This window comes from Streptomyces sp. NPDC030143, assembly GCF_055573695.1.
In genome coordinates this window covers 207,809-225,690 of record NZ_JBVIAY010000016.1, presented here as the reverse complement: position 1 = coordinate 225,690, position 17,882 = coordinate 207,809, and the positions used below count along the sequence as shown (strand labels likewise).

The window sequence follows — 17,882 nt, the reverse complement described above, 5'->3', positions numbered from 1 at the left end:
CCATCAATGGTCGGTTGCGTACTCGTTCTTGGAGGAGTAGATCCTACCCCCTCCCCACCCCCCCCCCCCCCCCCCCCCCCCTCCCTCCCCCCCCCCCTCCCCCCCCCCCCCCCCCCCCCCCTCCCTCGACTGCGCGCGGCTAGGAGATTCTCACCGGGTTCACGACGTCCGCGATGAGGACGAGGATCGTGAAGCAGATGAAGATCCCCGCCACGACGTAGGCGACCGGCATCAGCTTCGCCACGTCGAACGGCCCGGGGTCGGGCCGCTTGAGCACCTTGGCCGTGTTGCGGCGCAGCGACTCCCACAGGGCGCCCGCGATGTGCCCGCCGTCGAGCGGGAGCAGCGGCAGCATGTTGAACAGGAACAGGGACAGGTTGAAGCCCGCGACCAGCATCAACGCCATCGCCAGCTGCTGGGTGGGCGGGATGTCCAGGGTGAAGATCTCACCGCCGACGCGGGCCGCGCCGACCACGCCCATGGGTGAGTCGGGTTCGCGGGGGGCGCCGTCGAAGGCCGCGTCCCACAGGGCGGGGATCTTGCCGGGCAGGGCGGCGAGGGAGTCGACGGCCTCGCCGATGCGCTCGCCCATCCAGGTCACGGACTCTCCGAAGTCCTGTTTGACGATGCCGGTGGCGGCGCTGAAACCGAGGAAGCCGGCGGTGACGAACTGCCCCTGGACGATCTGGCCGCCGGAGTCCTTCCTGGCGACCTGGTTGGTGGCGATGGTCGCCGTGAGGGTGACCTCCCGGCCGTCGCGTTCGACGACGATCGGGACGGTCCGGTCGGGGTTGGCGCGGATCAGGTCGGACAGTTCGTTCCAGTCGTCGGTCCGCACCCCGGCGAAGGAGACGATCTGGTCGCCGGCCTTGAGGCCGGCCGCCGCGGCCGGGGAGGCGGGGTCGCCGGTCCGGCAGGTATCGCGGTTCTCGCTCTGCTTGATGACGCACTGGGAGACCGAGCTGACCGTGGTGGTCTGCTGGGAGATGCCGAAGCCCATCAGGACGGTGAGGAACAGCGCCACGGCGAGGACCAGGTTCATGAAGGGGCCCGCGAACATCACGATGACCCGCTTCCACGGCTTGCGCGTGTAGAACAGGCGGGTCTCGTCGCCGGGCTTGAGCTCCTCGAACGCGGCGGAGCGGGCGTCCTCGATCATGCCGCGCCACGGCGAGGTGGAGCGGGCGGTGATCCGGCCGTCGTCACCGGGCGGGAACATGCCGATCATGCGGATGTAGCCGCCGAAGGGGATCGCCTTGACCCCGTACTCGGTCTCGCCCTTGTGGCGCGACCAGATGGTCGGGCCGAAGCCGACCATGTACTGCGGGACGCGGATGCCGAAGAGCTTGGCGGTGGACAGGTGTCCCAGCTCGTGCCAGGCGATCGAGACCAGCAGGCCGATCACGAAGACGACTATGCCGAGGATCATCATCAGGGACGTCATCAACGCGCCTCCGCGGTCGCCGTCTGTGCTGTCAGTTCCCGGGACCGGGCACGCGCCCAGGTCTCCGCTTCGAGGACGTCCGACACGGTGAGCGAGGTTCCCGTGACCGGCGTGCCGTGTTCCTCGACGACACGGGTGACGGTCTCCATGATCCCGTTGAACGGCAGGGCGCCCGCCCGGAACGCCTCCACGCACTCCTCGTTGGCGGCATTGAACACCGCCGGGGCCGTCCCCGCGAGCTCGCCCACGCGCCGGGCGAGGTTCACCGAGGGGAAGGCCTCGTCGTCGAGCGGGAAGAACTCCCAGGTCGACGCCTTGCTCCAGTCGAAGGCGGGGGCCGCGTCGGGCACCCGCTGCGGCCAGCCGAGGCCGATGGCGATGGGCCCGCGCATGTCGGGGGGCGTCGCCTGTGCCAGTGTCGATCCGTCCGTGAACTCAACCATCGAGTGGACATACGACTGAGGATGCACGACCACCTCAATGCGGTCGAAGGGAATGTCGTAGAGCAGGTGCGCCTCGATGACCTCCAGGCCCTTGTTGACGAGGGTCGCGGAGTTGATCGTGATCACCGGGCCCATGGCCCAGGTGGGGTGGGCGAGGGCGTCCTCGACGGTGACGTGCGCCAGCTCCTCCCTGGTGCGGCCGCGGAAGGGGCCGCCGGAGGCGGTGACGACGAGCTTGCGGACGTCGGCGCGGGTGCCGGCGGCGAGGGCCTGGAAGAGGGCGGCGTGCTCGGAGTCGACCGGGATGATCTGGCCGGGCTTGGCGAGCGCCTTCACCAGCGGGCCGCCGACGATGAGCGACTCCTTGTTGGCGAGCGCGAGGGTGCGGCCCGCCTCCAGGGCGGCGAGGGTGGGCGCGAGGCCGATGGATCCGGTGATGCCGTTCAGGACGGTGTGGCAGTCGGAGGCCGCCACCTCGGTGGCGGCCTGCGGGCCGGCGAGGATCTCGGGCAGCGGCTCCCCGGCGCCGTACTCGGCGGTGAGCGCCTCGCGCAGCGCGGGTACGACGTCCTCGCGGGCGACCGCGACGGTCCGCACCCGCAGTCGGCGGGCCTGCTCGGCGAGGAGGGCGACCCGGCCGCCGTTGGCGGACAGGCCGGTCACCCGGAAGCGGTCCGGGTTGCGCAGCACGAGGTCGATGGCCTGCGTGCCGATCGATCCGGTGGAGCCGAGGACCACCACGTCCTTGGGTCCGTCGCCCGCGACGGGGTCGTAGACGAGGTGTGGATCGGCGAGGGGGGCTGGACTGTCGCTCATCCCCCCATTGTGGCCGTAACGGCCGCACGGCAGGACAGGGTGTCCCCCGCACGGGGGGACACCCTGGGCCCGCTCACCGGATCGGGCGGTGGACGTTCTCCCGCGCGCTCGGGCCGGGTGGGGTGTCGGCGATCCAGGGGCCGTCGCCCGACGGGTCGACGATGCCCTGCTCCAGCCAGGTGTAGCTGCCGGCCATGACGCCCTTGACGACCTTGCGGTCGAGGTCGTCGGTGTTGGACCACAGGCGGCCGAAGAGCTCCTCGACGCGGATGCGGGACTGGTGGCAGAAGGCGTCGGCGAGCTGGTAGGCCTCGCGGCCGTTCTCGCCGCGGGAGCGCAGCAGTTCGGCGCGGACGCAGGCCGCGCTCATCGCGAACAGTTCGGCGCCGATGTCGACGATGCGGCCGAGGAAGCCCTGCTTGGTCTCCATCCGGCCCTGCCAGCGGGACATGGCGTAGAAGGTGGAGCGGGCGAGCTTGCGGGCGTGGCGCTCGACGTAGCGCAGGTGCGGGGAGAGGTCGACGCCGTGCCTGAACTCGCTGTAGGAGTTCGGGAGCTGACCGGGCCCGGCGACGAGCCTGGGGAGCCACTTGGCGTAGAAGACGCCCGCGCCCGCACCGGCCCTCGCCTTGTCCTGGAGGGACTTGTCGGGGTCGATGAGGTCGCCGGCGACCGAGAGGTGGGCGTCGACGGCCTCGCGCGCGATCAGCAGGTGCATGATCTCTGTGGAGCCCTCGAAGATGCGGTTGATGCGCAGGTCGCGCAGGAGCTGTTCGGCGGGGACCGCCCGCTCGCCCCGGGCGGCCAGCGAGTCGGCGGTCTCGAAGCCGCGGCCGCCGCGGATCTGAACCAGCTCGTCGGCCATGCGCCAGCCCATCTCGGAGGCGAACAGCTTGGCGAGGGCGCCCTCGATGCGGATGTCGTTGCGGTCCTCGTCGGCCATCTGGCTCGACAGGTCCAGCACGGCCTCCAGGGCGAAGGTCGTCGCCGCGATGAAGGAGATCTTCGCCCCGACGGCCTCGTGGTGGGCGATCGGCTTGCCCCACTGCTCGCGGGCCGCCGACCACTCGCGGGCGATCTTCAGGCACCACTTGCCGGCGGCGACGCAGGACGCCGGGAGCGAGAGCCGGCCGGTGTTGAGGGTGGTCAGCGCGATCTTCAGGCCGGCGCCCTCGGGGCCGATGCGGTGGGCGGCGGGGACGCGGACCCGGTGGAAGCGGGTGACGCCGTTCTCGATGCCGCGCAGACCCATGAAGGCGTTGCGGTTCTCGACCGTGACGCCGGGCGTGTCGGCCTCCACGACGAAGGCGGTGATGCCGCCGGGGTGGCCCTCGGACTTCGGCACCCTGGCCATGACGACGAGGAGGTCGGCGACCACGCCGTTGGTGGTCCACAGCTTCACCCCGTCGAGGACGTAGTCGTCGCCGTCGGGCACCGCGGTGGTCGCGAGGCGGGCCGGGTCGGAGCCGACGTCCGGCTCGGTGAGGAGGAAGGCGCTGATGTCGGTGCGGGCGCACCGGGGCAGGAAGCGCTGCTTCTGCTCGGGTGTGCCGAACAGCTTCAGCGGCTGGGGGGCGCCGATCGACTGGTGCGCCGACAGCAGCACCCCGATCGCGGGGCTCGCGGAGCCGGCCAGGGCCAGGGCCTTGTTGTAGTACACCTGAGTGAGACCGAGCCCGCCGTACTTGGGGTCGATCTTCATGCCGAGCGCGCCGAGTTCCTTCAGGCCGGCCACGACCTCGTCCGGGATGCGCGCCTCGCGTTCGATGCGGGCGCCGTCCACCTGCGTCTCGCAGAAGGAGCGCAGCTTGGACAGGAACTGCTCGCCGCGCCGGACGGCCTCGTCGGTGGGCAGGGGGTGGGGGTGGATGAGGTCGGGGCGGAAGCGGCCGAGGAACAGTTCCTTGGCGAAGCTGGGCTTGCGCCAGTGCTGGTCGCGGGCGGCCTCGGCCACCTCACGGGCTTCACGCTCGGTGACGACGGGTTTCTTCAGGGGTGGTGCGGACATGAGGCTCACCTCGCCGCGAATCGGGATCTCGGACCTGAATCGGTTACTGACGGGTCCTACCCGATCGTTGGTACCCGATCCGGGGCGACCCCACCACCCCTCGCGCGTCCGGTGCCCCGATGCTTGCGCCGAACGGGTGCCCCGGAGGGGGTTCCCGAGGGTTGCGGGGCGGGGCGTTCCGGGGGGACGGTGCGCGTGCGCGGCCCGGTGGGTCGCCGCCCGGCGCGAAAAAGGTGTCGAAGCGCTTCGACAACGTATGGACACCCACTCCCGCTAGAGCTACTGTCGAACCACCCCCACTAGCCCTTGTTCCCACTGCGCGCTGTCGAAGCGCTTCACAAAGCTTGGAGAGCTGGATGGTCACCCTCGCCGAGGTCGCCCAGCACGCCGGAGTCTCGGCGAGCACGGTGAGCTATGTCCTCAGCGGCAAGCGGTCCATCTCCGCGACCACCCGGCATCGGGTCGAGCAGAGCATCCGCGAACTCGGCTATCACCCCAACGCCGGGGCTCGCGCCCTGGCCAGCAGCCGGTCGAACATCATCGCGCTGATGATCCCGCTGCGCACCGACATGTACGTGCCGGTGATGATGGAGATCGCCATCGCGGTGGCCACCACGGCCCGCACGCACGGCTACGACGTCCTGCTGCTCACGGGCGAGGAGGGCCCCGACGCCGTCCGTCGCGTCACCGGCAGCGGGCTCGCCGACGCGATGATCCTGATGGACGTCCAGCTCGACGACGAACGGCTGCCGCTGCTGCGCGGCACCGACCAGCCGTCCGTCCTGATCGGACTGCCCGCCGACACCAGCGGTCTGACCTGCGTCGATCTCGACTGGAGTGCGACCGGCGCGTTGTGCCTGGAACATCTGGCGACGCTCGGGCACCGGGATGTCGCCGTCATCGGCGAGGCCCCCGCGGTCTACGAACGGCACACCGGCTTCGCCGAGCTCACCCTCGACGGACTGCGCTCCCGGGCCCGGGAGCTGGGTCTGCGGGTGCTGCACCGACCGTGCGAGGGCGGTTACGACGCCATGGCCGTGACGCTGGCCCGGATCCTCGACGAGCGGCCGGGCATCACCGGCTTCGTCGTGCAGAACGAGTCGGCGGTCGAACCGCTGCTCGCGCTGTTGCGCCAGCAGGGCCGGGCCGTGCCCGAGGACGTGTCGGTGGTCGCGATCTGCCCGGACCAGGTCGCCGTCCAGGCCTCGGTGCGGCTGACCTCGGTCGCCATCCCCGCACAGGAGATGGGGAGGCGCGCCGTGGAGCACCTCGTGGCCAAGCTCGACGGGCGGGGCAGCGACGAGGTGGTGCTGATCGCCCCCGAGCTGACCGTCCGGGCGAGTTCGGGACCGTCCGCTTCCTGATCCCTGCGCCCCCGCCCGCCGACCGGCACCTCCCCCGTGTGACCCCGCTCGCCGACCATGACCTCCCCCGTCTGGCCCCTGTCGGGGCATCCCCGTGTCCTCTTCCAGGAGTACGCCTCGTGAATCAGCCTGCCGAGATCCACCCCAAGGTCAGCCTGGCCCAGTCCTCCCCCACCGTCGGCACCTTCCGCGAGCGGGACGGCGCGCTGGAGTGGAGCGGCCGTCAGGAGACCGTGCGCGTCGAGCCGTGGGGCCCGGACGCGGTACGTGTGCGGGCCCGGCTCGGCGGGCCGGTCCTTCCGGGGCTGCCGGGCGCCCTGCTCGACACCGCCCCGGCCACCGAGAGCACCGTCAAGATCGAGGACGGTGTCGGGCGGCTGACGGTGGGCGCGCTGACCGTCGAGGTCGACGCCGAGGGCCTGATCCGCTTCCTGCGCACCGAGGACGGCCGTGAAGTGCTGGCCGAGGAGCGCGCCCACTTCTGGTGGCCGGGCTCCCGCCTCTACACGGCCGTCGGCAACGGCTACCACCGGCTGGAGCAGCGGTTCGCCGCCTACGACGACGAGAAGCTGTACGGCCTCGGCCAGCACCAGCACGGGCGGCTGGACCAGAAGGGCCTGGTGCTGGACCTGGTGCAGCGCAACGCGGAGGTCGGCATCCCGGTGCTCACCTCCAGCCGCGGCTACACCCTGCTGTGGAACAACCCGGCGATCGGCCGGGTGGAGCTGGCCGGCAACGGCACCCGCTGGGTGGCGGACTCGGCCCGGCAGATCGACTACTGGATCACGGCGGGCGCCCCCGCGGACGCCCAGCGCCGCTACAGCGCGGTCACCGGCCGCACCCCGATGCTGCCGGAGTGGGCGGCGGGCTTCTGGCAGTGCAAGCTGCGCTACCGCACGCAGGACGAACTGCTCGCCGTGGCACGGGAGTACAAGCGCCGGAACCTGCCCCTCGACGTGATCGTCTGCGACTTCTTCCACTGGACGCATCTGGGCGAGTGGAAGTTCGACCCGAAGGAGTGGCCGGACCCGGCCGCGATGGTGCGGGAGCTGGACGAGCTCGGCATCAAGCTGGTCGTCAGCGTCTGGCCGTCGGTGTCGCCGCTCTCCGAGAACCACCCGGTCATGGAGCAGCGCGGCTACTTCATCGGCACCCAGTACGGCCCCATGGCGCACGCCGACTGGCCGGACAAGGAGGTCGCCTCCACGGTCCAGGTGGCCTTCTACGACGCCACGAACCCCGAGGCCCGTGACTTCGTGTGGTCGCGCGTCCGTGACAACTACCTCGTGCCGTACGGCATCACCGCCTTCTGGCTGGACGCCTGCGAGCCGGAGCTGAAGCCGGGCTTCCAGGAGAACCTGCGCTACTGGGCGGGCCCCGGCCTGGAGGTCGGCAACCTGTACCCGGCCGAGAACGCCCGCACCTTCCACGAGGGCCTGCGCGCGTCGGGCGAGGAGGAGATCATCACCCTCAACCGCTCCGCGTGGGCGGGCAGCCAGCGCTACGGCGCCGCCCTGTGGTCGGGGGACATCGGCACCGACTTCGCGACCCTGCGCCGGCAGATCGCGGCAGGTCTGAACACCGCGCTGTCGGGGATCCCCTGGTGGAACACGGACATCGGCGGCTTCCACGGCGGCGACCCGGACGACCCGGCGTACCGCGAGGTGATGGTCCGCTGGTTCCAGTTCGGCGCGCTGTCGCCGCTGATGCGCCTGCACGGCTTCCGCGACCCCGGCATGCCGCTCGGCCCGGACATGACCGGCGGGCCCAACGAGGTGTGGTCGTACGGCGAGGAGGCCGGCGCGATCCTGGAGAAGTACCTGCGGCTGCGCGAGCGGCTGAAGCCGTACGTCCTCGAGGTCATGCGGGAGGCGCACGAGGAGGGGCTGCCGGTGATGCGGCCGCTGTTCCTGGAGTTCCCGCAGGACGCGGCGACCTGGTCGGTGGACGACTCCTACCTCTTCGGCCGGGACCTGCTCGTCGCACCGGTGCTGACGTCGGGGGCCACGGTCCGCACGGCCTACCTGCCGGCGGGCGCGCGCTGGACGGACGCGTGGACGGGTGAGACGTACGAGGGCGGGACGGCCGTGACGGTCGACGCCCCGCTGGACCGGATCCCGCTGTTCCTGCGGGACGGGGCGCGGCTGCCCGTAGCGGAGTAGCGGCGTCGGGGGGAGGGTGCGGCCGGCCCCGTGGGGGGGGGAGGGACCGGCCGCACCGTCGGGTGCGTCAGCGGCAGACCGAGGCCAGGGAGCGGACGAGGGCGCGGGTGTGCAGGGCGTCCGGGTGGCGTTCGCGAAATCGCATGGCGTCATGCAACCGCACCCGCGCCCGGGCGGGGAGCCGCCCCGCGGACGGCTCCCCGTTTTCTCAACTGCTGCTTACCGTCAGGTTGTTGGTCTGGAAGTTCAGACCCCCGGACGACGAGGTGATCTCGAAGCCGAACTGCACGTCACCGATCGTCTCGTTGCCCATCCAGCCCTTGGTGTCCTTGATCCACTTCATGATCGGCAGGATCTGGACGGTGCCGGCGGTGGAGTCCGAGGTGCGCAGGAACGAGAAGACGTCCCAGTAGGTGCCGTCGCCCCGGTAGACGCGGCCCTTGTAGACGTTCCAGCTGTGCCCGCCGAGCGTGACGCTCTGCTGGAAGGTGCCGAGGGCGCCGACGGCCCCGTTGTAGTTGACCCACAGCATCGTCTCGTAGTCGTAGTCCGTGTCCCAGATGTCGTACGAGGTGTTGTACGCGCCCGAGGACGGGACGGTGACGTTGTAGCTGCTGTTGAGCGAGCCGAGGGAGGTGATCGTCTTGTTGATCACCTTCTTGGCGTTGGGGTAGGACTTGATGCCGCCGGTGTTGGGGTGGTTGGCCCAGACGCCCCAGTTGGTGCCGGAGTTGGCCCAGATGCACTGGCTGCCGGCACCTCCGCCCCAGATGTTGTTGTAGAGGGTGTAGCCGTTCAGGCTGGTGTTGCCCCACCGGTCGCAGGTGTTCCAGACGGCGGCCGAGGCGGGGGCGGAGGCGAGGCCGATGGTGGCGCCCAGCGCGAGGGCGGGGGCCAGCAGGACCTTGGTGATCCTGTTCAGGGTGTGGGAAGCCATGGGGTCCCTTCCAGGGGTGGGGGGAGGTGCGGGGGGAGGATCACCACGACCCCAGAGTGAGGACGTGGTCTTCTCCGGCGACGAGGTCGAGCGGTTCGGCGCCGGAGGAAGTCCGCAGTTCGACGCGGTGGGTGCGGTGCGGTCGCAGGACGGCGCGGGCGCCCTCGGGCCGCCAGCGCAGGTCGAGCTCGGCACCGAACCGGGTGCGGACCCCGCGCAGTTCGCCGGCCGGGAGCGCGGCAGGCAGCGCGGGGAGCAGGACCAGCCGGTCGGGGGTCGACTGGACGAGCATCTCGATCAGGACGGCGGGCAGGGTATGGGCGGCGTCGGCGTTGTAGACGTCGCGGTGGGGGTAGTGGGCGCTCATCAGCGAGTCGTGGAAGAAGTCGCCCTCCAGCACCCGGGCGAGGGCCCGGTCGACGCGCCGGCCGTCGCGCAGCCGGGCGGCGATCAGCGCGTGGTGGAGGTGGCCGTGCGCGGAGTCGTTCTCGGCGCCGCGCAGTTCCAGCGCGCGGTGGGCGGCGGCGGCCAGGCGCGGGGTGTCGTAGGGGTTGATCTCGTCGAGGGGCCAGACGGCGTAGAGGTGGCTGAGGTGGCGGTGGTCGTAGCTGTCGTCGAGGCCGGGGCGGGCCCATTCGGCGAGGGCGCCGTCGGCGTTGGTCCGGTGCGGCGGCAGCCGGTCGGCGAGGGCGCGCCAGCGGTCGGCCTCCTTGGGGCTGTGCGGGTGGTAGTCGGCGGCGGTGAGGAGGGCGTGCCGGGCGGCGGAGAGGTCCATGGCCGCGTTGATCGCGCCCCAGCTCGCGTTCGCGGGCCGGTTCTCCGGGGAGTAGGACGGGACGACGACGAGCCGGCCGTCCTCGTCGGTGCGGGTGAGGAAGTCCTCGTAGAAGCGGGCCACTTCGGCGAGGGCCGCGGCGGTGCGCGGGTCGCGTGCGCCGCGGGTGTCGTCGTGGTCGACGAGCGGCTTGAGCAGCCAGTCGGCGCCGGCGGTCCACAGGTGGAGGGGGTACTCGCGGCTGAAGTGGTACGTCAGCCCCGACTCGCCGTCGGTGTGGGCGGGCGCGACCGCGCCCCGGGCGCCGAAGACGGCGCGGGCGTTCTCCCGCCAGTCCGGCAGCTGGCGCTCGACGAGGGCGGCCAGGGCCGCGGTGACCTCGGGCAGGGCCGCGGCGGCCGCGGACGCGGTCTGGAGGTTGAGGTTGGCGTCGTTGGTGAACGCCCCCGACCAGGCGGTGTCCCAGTCTCCCGTCCACAGACCGGTGAGCCGGGGCGGGAGGAGGCCGCAGGCGCTGAGCAGGTGGTAGCGGCCGGCCGCGAAGAGCCGCTCCAGGAGCGCGCCGCTGCGGGGGCGCTTCAGCAGTTCGGAGCCGGGCAGGGCGCGTTCGTCCGGGTCGGCGGCGAGGTCGAGGGCGACCCGTTCGTAGGCGGCGCGGTGGAGGTCGGTGTGCCGGGCGAGGAGGTCCTCGTACGACCGGTCCGCGAGCAGGGTGCGCAGGGCGCGGGTCTCCGCGGTGACGTCGAGTTCACCGGTGTGCCGCCGCACGCGGGTGAGGAGCAGGACGGAGTCGGCGTCCTCGACGCGGGCGGCGCCGGACGCGGCGAGGGTCACCCGGCCCCCGGTGACCGCGACGAGGGTGACGCCGGTGTAGCCCTCGTCGTCGCCCGGGTAGCGGGCGCGGAGGCTGAGGGCGGCGCCCTCGGGGGTGAGGAGGGTGCCGTGGCCGACGGAGAGGCCGGTGGGGGCGCCCGGGAGACGGTGGTCGAGCTCGATGCCGAGGGTGAGGCCGCGGGCGGTGACGTGCTGGACGATCACGTCGTCGGCGCGGGAGACGAAGACCCGGCTGGTCCAGTCGCCGCGGGTGGCGGTCGTCTCGCCGGTGGCGAAGTCGACCCGGCGCCGGTAGCGGGGGCCGTGGGCGGCGGACCGTCGCAGCCGCACCTGGAAAGCGGGGTGGAAGGGCCGCACCCACTGCATCGGGCGTCCGTCGGTGAAGCTCTCGGCGGCCGTGAGGTCTCCGGCCAGCAGCCGGTCCTGGAGGGCGGGGAGGTCGGCGGCCAGCTCGGGGGGCCGGCGGTGCTCGGTGCCGTTCGGGCGGACGAGGGTGTGGTGCGTGACGACGACCCGGTCGTCCTCGGGGTCGCCGAGGACGAGGGCGCCGTGGTGGCCGTTGCCGCTGAGGAAGCCGTCCTCCCAGCGGGCGGCGGGGTGCGGCTCCCAGGTTCCGTGGACGGGTCCGCTCGTCATGGCGCGAGGACCGCCGCTCCGTAGCGGCCGAGGGCGACCGTGTCCGTGACGGTCGTGCCGGTGAGCAGGTCGCGGTGGGTGCCGGGGACCTCGGCGGTCACCGGTTCACGGCCGTGGTTGAGCAGGAACAGCAGTTCGCCGCGGCGCACGGCCTCGACACCGGCGGGGAGGTCGTCGAGCACGGGCCGGACGCCGGCCCCGGCGGCGATCCGGGCGAGCAGCGCGCGCAGGGCCTGCGGCTCGGGCAGCGTGGAGACGTACCAGGCGCGACCCCGCCGCAGGACGGCGGGCAGCCCGTCGAGCTCGCCGCCCCGGTAGGGGATCGTCTCGGCGACGGCTGCCGGGTCCGGCTCGATCTCCTCGGACCACAGGGTGCCGCGGAAGCCGTCGCAGTCGACGGTCTCCTCCGGTTCCAGCGGCCACCACTCGTGCAGGGTGCGGATGCCGAACAGCGCGCGCAGCCGGGCGTCCATGCCGCCGTCGCGGACCCGGTCGTCCTGGTCGGCGACGCCGGTGAGGAAGCCGGTGACGAGGGTGTTGCCGCCGTCGACGTAGGCGAGGAGGTTGTCGATCGCCGCGTCGGTGAGGAGGTAGAGCTGCGGGACGACGACCATCCGGTAGGCGGTGAGGTCGTGTTCGGGGTGGGCGAAGTCGGTGGCGAACTGCCCCTCCCACAGGGCGCGGTGCCAGGCGTGCAGCAGGGCCGCGTGGTCGACGTGGGTGGACGGGCGGCCGTCCTGGGCGCTCGCCCACCAGGCGTGCCAGTCGTGCAGGATCGCGACGTCCGCGCCGACCCGGCGGTCCGCCACCTCGGGGGCGAGGGCGGCGAGTTCGGCGCCGAGCTGCCTGATCTCCTGGTAGGTCCGGCCCTCCTCCCCGGCGTGGCTGACCATGCCGGAGTGGAACTTCTCCGCGCCCTGGCGGGACTGCCGCCACTGGAAGTAGCAGACGGCGTCCGCCCCCCGGGCCACGGCCTGGAGGGACCAGAGCCGGTTGAGGCCGCGTGGCTTGGGGTGGTTGACGCCGCGCCAGTTGACGGGCCCGGCCGCCTGTTCCATCAGCATCCAGGGGCCGCGCGCCTGGGAGCGGGTCAGGTCCTGGACGAGGGCGCCGTTCTGGGCGCCGAGGGGGTCGCGCGGGTCGGGGTAGAGGTCGACGGAGACGACGTCCTCCTCCTCGGCCCAGCGCCAGGCGTCCTGGCCGGACCACAGCGGCATGAAGTTGGTGGTGACCGGGATGTGGGGGGTGTGCCGGGTGACGATGTCGCGTTCGGCGGTGTAGCACTCCAGGAGCATGTCGGAGGTGAAGCGCCGGAAGTCCAGCACCTGGGTGGGGTTGCGCAGGTAGTGGGGGCGGCGTGCGGGCAGGATGCCGTCCCAGCTGTCGTAGCCCTGGCTCCAGAAGGCGGTGCCCCAGGCCTCGTTCAGGGCGTCGAGGGTGCCGTACTTCTCCCGCAGCCAGCGGCGGAAGGCGGCGGCGGCCTCGTCGCCGTGGTCGAAGGTGCAGTACTCGTTGTTGATGTGCCACATGGTGAGGGCGGGGTGGCCGCCGTAGCGGGCTGCCAGGTCCTCGGTGATGGCGGCGGCGTAGCGGCGGTAGGTGGCACTGGAGTGGGAGAAGTGCTGGCGGCCGCCCCACCACTCGACGTCGCCGTTCTCGTCGCGGGGCAGGGTGTCCGGGTGCAGCCGGCCCATCCAGGGCGGGGGCGCGGAGGTGGGGGTGGCCAGGACGACGCCGACGCCGTTGGTGTGCATCAGGTCCATCAGCCGGTCCAGCCAGCCGAACTCCCGCGCGCCGGGCTCGGGTTCGAGCTTCGACCAGGAGAAGACGCCGAGGGTGACGGAGTTGACGCCGGCGTCCTTCATCAGCCGGACGTCGTCGTGCCAGGTCTTCTCGGGCCACTGCTCGGGGTTGTAGTCGCCGCCGAAGAGGATGCGGCCGCGGGTCGCGTCACGCAGTGTCGGCCTGTCACGCATAGGACGGGCTCCCCGTACTGGATGCCGCTCCCGTTGGTGACGAGGCGGACGCGGCCGGGTGCGCCGGGTCGACGGTCATGGCCTCCACGCCGAGCAGGTTCCGGTCGTCCCGGCCGAGGTGGTCGGTGAGGGGGGTCCAGCGGGCCGCTCGGTCGTCCCGGCGGTGGGCGCCGCCGATATCGGTACGGGCGTGGGCGAGGCCGCGCACGGCCGGGTGGAAGAGGACGCCGGTGACGGAGCCGGTGCCGCCGATCACCGCGTTGCGCCAGCGGTAGGCGGGGGCGGCCGCGGGCGCGGCGGCTCGGGCGGTCGTCCGCCGGGCGGGGAGGCTGGTGAGAGCGGCTGCGGCGGCCGTCCCGGCGAGGACGGTGCGACGGGTGAACATGGGGAACCTCGCAGGGGTGTTCTCATGGGCCTGGGTTCTTGGGTGCCGTGGGTTGCCGCGGCGAGGTGCAGCCCGGTGCTGACCGGGGGGGAGCCGTCTGTGGGTCGGGAGCCGCCCGGGAATCTCCCGGTCCTTCGGGGCCCTGAGGGAGGAGCGCATGCCGGGGTGCACGGCTCGACCGGGCGGCGGGCGGGAGTGCGCGGGCCTCGGCGGCTAGGGCAACCGCGCGACCGGCCGGACTCGGCCCGCGGGTCACCGGACGGGGTCGGTCCGGGCGTCAGCCCTTCACCGCTCCGGTCAGCATCCCCTTCTTGAAGTGCTTCTGGACGAACGGCGACAGAACGGCCACCGGCAGCAGCGCCATCACCATGACCGCCATCTGCACGGCCAGCCCGGACAGTTGGCCCGTCTTGATGGCCTGCCCCAGTCCGACCGGGGCCTCCTGCTTCTGGACGAGCTGGATCATGACGTTCTGCAGCGGCATCATGTTCTGGTCGTTGAGGTACAGCGACGCGTTGAACCACGCGCTCCAGTACCCGACGGCGTAGAACAGCGTGATCACCGCGATGACCGCCCGCGAGAGCGGCATGACGATCTGCCACAGGATCCGGGCGTCACCGGCGCCGTCGATGCGCGCGCTGTCGATCAGTTCCTGCGAGATCCCCATGAAGAAGCCCCGCAGCACCAGGATGTTGAAGACGCTCACCGCGCTCGGCAGGATCAGCGCCAGATAGGTGTCGGTCAGCCCGAGCGACTGCACCAGCAGGTACGTCGGGATGAGGCCGGCGCTGAAGAACATCGTCGCGAGCAGGATCATCAGCAGCCAGCGGTGCGCGAGCGACCCCGTGCGGGACAGCCCGTACGCGCACAGCACGGACACCGTCATCGAGAACGCCGTGCCGACCAGGGTGATCAGCACGCTGATGACCGCCGCGCGGGTGACCTGCCCGCCGCTGAGCAGCTCCCGGTAGGCGACGAAGGTGATGCTCTTGGGCACCATCACCAGACCGCCCGCCTCGTCGATGGTCTTGCGCGAGGAGAGGCTGGTGACGACGACGATCCACAGGGGGAAGAGGATCGCCAGGCAGGCGAGGGACAGGGCCAGCCCCTTGCCCGCGAGGCCGGCCCGGGTGGGTGCCTCCTCCCACACCGGTCGCGGAGGGGCGGCCCACAGGCCGGGCCTGCGCGCGGACTCGTGCACGCTCTCGTCGATGACGGCGGTCACTTCTTGTACACCCCCTGCTCGCCCATGAGATGGGCCACCTTGTTCGCGACGAGGACCAGGCCGAGACTGATGATGCCCTTGATGAGCCCGGCGGCGGCCGCGTAGCCGAAGTCCTGGTTGCGCACGCCGTTCCACCACACGAAGGTGTCGAGGACCTCCGCCGCCCCGGGACCCACCGCGTCGCGTTGCAGCAGGATCTGTTCGAAGCCCACGGTGAGGGCGTCGCCGACGCGCAGCACCAGCAGCAGGGCGATCACCGGGCGCAGAGCGGGCAGGGTGACGTGCCACATGCGGCGCCAGCGGTTGGCGCCGTCCATCGCGGCCGCCTCGTACAGGTCCGGTGGGACGGAGGCCAGCGCGGCGAGGAAGACGATGATCCCCCAGCCGGCGTCCTTCCACACGCTCTGCGCGGTGACCAGGAACGCGAAGGTGTTGGGGTCGGTCATGATGTCGACGCCGTCGTAGCCGTGTTCGCGCAGCAGCTGGGAAAGGATGCCCGCCCCGCCGAACAGTTGCTGGAACACCGCGATGACCAGCACCCACGAGAAGAAGTGCGGCAGGTAGAGGATCGCCTGCGACACCGCCCGCACCCGGGGCCTGACCACGCTGTTGATGAGCAGCGCGAGCAGGATGGGGATGGGGAAGTACAGAACCAGCTGGAGGAAGAACAGCACGAGCGTGTTCTGGACGGCGCCCCAGAAGGCCGAGTCCTCGAAGAGCCGCTGGAAGTTCTCCAGGCCCACCCACGGGCTGTGGAGGATGGAGACGACCCCGTTGTCGCTGATGTAGGGGTCGTATTCCTGGAAGGCCACGACGTTGCCGAGGATCGGCACGTAGTTGAAGACCAGCACCAGGGCGAGCGCCGGCAGGGTCATCAGGAGCAGGACGCGGTCGCGTCTGAACCTGAGCCGCAGATCCACCTTTCCGGAGGGGCGGTGCGCCCCGGGACCGGTGGCGTCGTCGGACGCCACCGGGGTCTTCTCCTTCTCGTCGGCCTCGGCCCTGCTGCGAGGCACCGTGCTGTGCGACACGGCTGTTCTCCTTGCCTGGGTGCCGGGTCAGCTCGCGGTCGAGCCGTTGTCGTCGAGCAGTTTCTTGTACCAGTCGCGCAGCTGGTCGCCGCCCTTCTTGCGCCAGTCGGAGACGGCCTGCTGCATGTCGCTGACCTTCTTGCGGCCGCGGACGATGTCGTCCTCCAGCTGCTCGAAGTCGTTGGAGAGGTTGGTGTAGCGGGCGGGTTCGGTGATCTGCATGCCGTAGAACGACGTCTTCTTGGTGAAGGCGCCCATGCGCTGCTGCCACTCCACCGCGCCCCGGGCGATGTCCGGGAAGTCCGGGCGGGCGATGGTCGCGGCGGGGCTGGCGACCATGACGTAGGCGTTGGCGACCTCGATGTTGCCCTTGTCGTTCTTGGCGGGCACACCGTCCTTCACCGTGTAGTGGGTGCCCTCGACGCCGTAGTTGGTGAGCATGTACTCCTTCGTGCCGTACGGGGCGGCGGTCACGTTGGCGACGGCCAGGACGTCGCGGACGACGGCCTCGGAGGCGCGCTTGTTGACGAACGCGAAGATGTTCGCCGGGTTGGTGGCGAAGAGCGTCGGGGCGCCGCCGTCGTGGCCGAAGATGTCCATGCCCCAGATCCTGAAGTCCGGGTTCTGGGCCTGCTGGATGGCCTGCTGACCCCACCAGTTGGAGAGGTCGTTGTTGTAGATCAGGAACTCGCCGGCGGCGAACTTGGTGCTCGGGTCGACGGCCTGACTCTTGCCGAGCCGGCCGTCGGGGTGGACGTATCCCGCGGCGAACAGCTTGCGCGTCCACTCCAGCGCCTCGAGGTACTCCTCGGTCTCCACGCGGTAGACCAGCTTGCCGTCGACGAGGTTCCAGCCGAGCGCCTTCTCGTTCCCGGGCATCACGCCGAAGACGGAGAACGCCGTCCACTTCATGTCGTTGCAGGCCCAGCGCTTGGCCCTCGCGTTGGTGATGTCCTTGGCCAGGGCCATGAACTCGTCCGCCGAGCGGGGGACCTCGTAGCCCTCCTTGTCGAAGACGTCCTTGCGGTAGAAGGGCACGATGTTGTTGACGTACGAGGAGGGCATCGGCAGTCCGCGCAGGGCGCCGCCGAAGATCGACCGCTGCCAGGCGTCGGTCGGGATCGCCGCGAGGTTCGGGTACTCCTTGACCTTGTCCCCGGCCAGGTAGGGGCTGAGGTCGGCGAACTTGCTGATGATGGCGCTGGGTATCTTGCCGCCCATGTTCCAGCCCGGGACCACCACGACGTCGGGGACGTCGCTGGAGGCGAGGACCGCGCCGAGCTTCTGGTCGTAGGTGTTGCCGTCCTGGTTCTGCCACTGGACGTCGACGCCGATCAGGTCGTTCATCGCCTTGTAGTAGGCGTTGCCACTCTTGGGCGGCGAGCCCCAGAACGGCGACATGACGGTGATCCTGCCGCCCTTGCCGAGCTTCTGGGGCACCGAGGTCTTCAGGGTGGCCGTGTCCACCTTGCCGGTGAAACCCATCGCCGAGCCGTTCTTGGCGGGGATGTCGGGCGGGACGACGTTGCTGGCGACGTACGCAGGGAGGATCTTCTTGGCTTCCTTGCCCGAGGTGGTGCCCTCGCGCGATCCGCCGTCAGAACCGCCGCAGGCGGCCAGCAACGGCATCCCTCCCGCCACCGCTGCGGTGGCGACCGCCGTGGAGGCGAGGAAGCTTCTCCGGCTGGGCCCGGAGGAGGCGGAAGCGGCGTTCGGCGTCATTGCGTCAACCCTTCATGGCGCACCAGGACACCCGGCGGTGGCCGTCGGCAGCGGTGTCTCGAGTGGAACTGGCTGAGCTGAAGCGGTTCCCGGCCCTAGCGTCGGACCCGCGAGCCTCGTCGGC

11 protein-coding genes and 1 pseudogene are annotated in these 17,882 nt (G+C 71.3%); 2 read left to right on the top strand and 10 right to left on the bottom strand.

Annotated elements, in window-relative coordinates:
• Positions 1-139 precede the first annotated feature (139 nt).
• The 3 genes from ACZ4YY_RS26175 to ACZ4YY_RS26165 form a co-directional block, all read right to left on the bottom strand.
• Complete coding sequence (locus tag ACZ4YY_RS26175; RefSeq protein WP_468294867.1) at positions 140-1,432, bottom strand: M50 family metallopeptidase; 1,293 nt, start codon at positions 1,430-1,432, stop codon at positions 140-142.
• Positions 1,433-1,443: 11 nt separating this feature from the next.
• Positions 1,444-2,703: a 1-deoxy-D-xylulose-5-phosphate reductoisomerase gene (gene dxr, locus ACZ4YY_RS26170; protein ID WP_468294845.1), complete on the bottom strand. Its 1,260-nt coding sequence runs from the start codon at positions 2,701-2,703 to the stop codon at positions 1,444-1,446.
• A 73-nt stretch (positions 2,704-2,776) separates the two neighbouring features.
• Entirely contained in the window at positions 2,777-4,711 is a 1,935-nt protein-coding gene (locus tag ACZ4YY_RS26165; RefSeq protein ID WP_468294842.1) for an acyl-CoA dehydrogenase family protein, read from the bottom strand.
• A 356-nt stretch (positions 4,712-5,067) separates the two neighbouring features.
• On the opposite strand from ACZ4YY_RS26165, the gene ACZ4YY_RS26160 reads away from it, so the two are divergent.
• Entirely contained in the window at positions 5,068-6,075 is a 1,008-nt protein-coding gene (locus tag ACZ4YY_RS26160) for a LacI family DNA-binding transcriptional regulator (RefSeq protein ID WP_468294839.1), read from the top strand.
• Between the two features lie 119 nt (positions 6,076-6,194).
• On the top strand, positions 6,195-8,237 hold the full coding sequence (locus ACZ4YY_RS26155) for a glycoside hydrolase family 31 protein (RefSeq protein ID WP_468294837.1): 2,043 nt from the start codon (positions 6,195-6,197) through the stop codon (positions 8,235-8,237).
• 208 nt (positions 8,238-8,445) lie between these two features.
• Here the strand turns inward: ACZ4YY_RS26155 and ACZ4YY_RS26150 are convergent, their stop codons facing one another.
• From ACZ4YY_RS26150 to ACZ4YY_RS26120, 7 genes and pseudogenes are all read right to left on the bottom strand, one after another.
• Positions 8,446-9,174: a glycoside hydrolase family 12 protein gene (locus ACZ4YY_RS26150; protein ID WP_468294835.1), complete on the bottom strand. Its 729-nt coding sequence runs from the start codon at positions 9,172-9,174 to the stop codon at positions 8,446-8,448.
• A gap of 40 nt (positions 9,175-9,214) precedes the next feature.
• A complete protein-coding gene (locus ACZ4YY_RS26145) occupies positions 9,215-11,419 on the bottom strand; it encodes a glycosyl hydrolase family 95 catalytic domain-containing protein (protein WP_468294832.1) in 2,205 nt (734 codons plus the stop codon).
• Complete coding sequence (locus tag ACZ4YY_RS26140; RefSeq protein ID WP_468294829.1) at positions 11,416-13,395, bottom strand: beta-galactosidase; 1,980 nt, start codon at positions 13,393-13,395, stop codon at positions 11,416-11,418. The genes ACZ4YY_RS26145 and ACZ4YY_RS26140 overlap by 4 nt, the downstream gene beginning before the upstream one ends.
• A 55-nt stretch (positions 13,396-13,450) precedes the next feature.
• Positions 13,451-13,780: pseudogene (locus ACZ4YY_RS26135) on the bottom strand (1,4-beta-glucanase); the annotation flags it as partial.
• 277 nt (positions 13,781-14,057) lie between these two features.
• On the bottom strand, positions 14,058-15,005 hold the full coding sequence (locus ACZ4YY_RS26130) for a carbohydrate ABC transporter permease (RefSeq protein ID WP_468294826.1): 948 nt from the start codon (positions 15,003-15,005) through the stop codon (positions 14,058-14,060).
• Positions 15,002-16,036 carry an ABC transporter permease gene (locus tag ACZ4YY_RS26125; RefSeq protein ID WP_468294823.1) on the bottom strand — a complete coding sequence of 345 codons (1,035 nt, stop codon included), beginning with the start codon at positions 16,034-16,036 and terminating at the stop codon, positions 15,002-15,004. Before ACZ4YY_RS26125 ends, ACZ4YY_RS26130 begins: the two co-directional genes overlap by 4 nt.
• 27 nt (positions 16,037-16,063) lie before the next feature.
• Positions 16,064-17,758 carry an extracellular solute-binding protein gene (locus ACZ4YY_RS26120; RefSeq protein ID WP_468294820.1) on the bottom strand — a complete coding sequence of 565 codons (1,695 nt, stop codon included), beginning with the start codon at positions 17,756-17,758 and terminating at the stop codon, positions 16,064-16,066.
• Between the last annotated feature and the right edge of the window lie 124 nt (positions 17,759-17,882).

Coding starts and splice junctions, on each gene's coding strand:
- ACZ4YY_RS26175 (WP_468294867.1), bottom strand. CDS start 1,432: ATGATGATCCTCGGCATAGTCGTCTTCGTGATCGGCCTGCTGGTCTCG.
- dxr (WP_468294845.1), bottom strand. CDS start 2,703: ATGAGCGACAGTCCAGCCCCCCTCGCCGATCCACACCTCGTCTACGAC.
- ACZ4YY_RS26165 (WP_468294842.1), bottom strand. CDS start 4,711: ATGTCCGCACCACCCCTGAAGAAACCCGTCGTCACCGAGCGTGAAGCC.
- ACZ4YY_RS26160 (WP_468294839.1), top strand. CDS start 5,068: ATGGTCACCCTCGCCGAGGTCGCCCAGCACGCCGGAGTCTCGGCGAGC.
- ACZ4YY_RS26150 (WP_468294835.1), bottom strand. CDS start 9,174: ATGGCTTCCCACACCCTGAACAGGATCACCAAGGTCCTGCTGGCCCCC.
- ACZ4YY_RS26145 (WP_468294832.1), bottom strand. CDS start 11,419: ATGACGAGCGGACCCGTCCACGGAACCTGGGAGCCGCACCCCGCCGCC.
- ACZ4YY_RS26140 (WP_468294829.1), bottom strand. CDS start 13,395: ATGCGTGACAGGCCGACACTGCGTGACGCGACCCGCGGCCGCATCCTC.
- ACZ4YY_RS26120 (WP_468294820.1), bottom strand. CDS start 17,758: ATGACGCCGAACGCCGCTTCCGCCTCCTCCGGGCCCAGCCGGAGAAGC.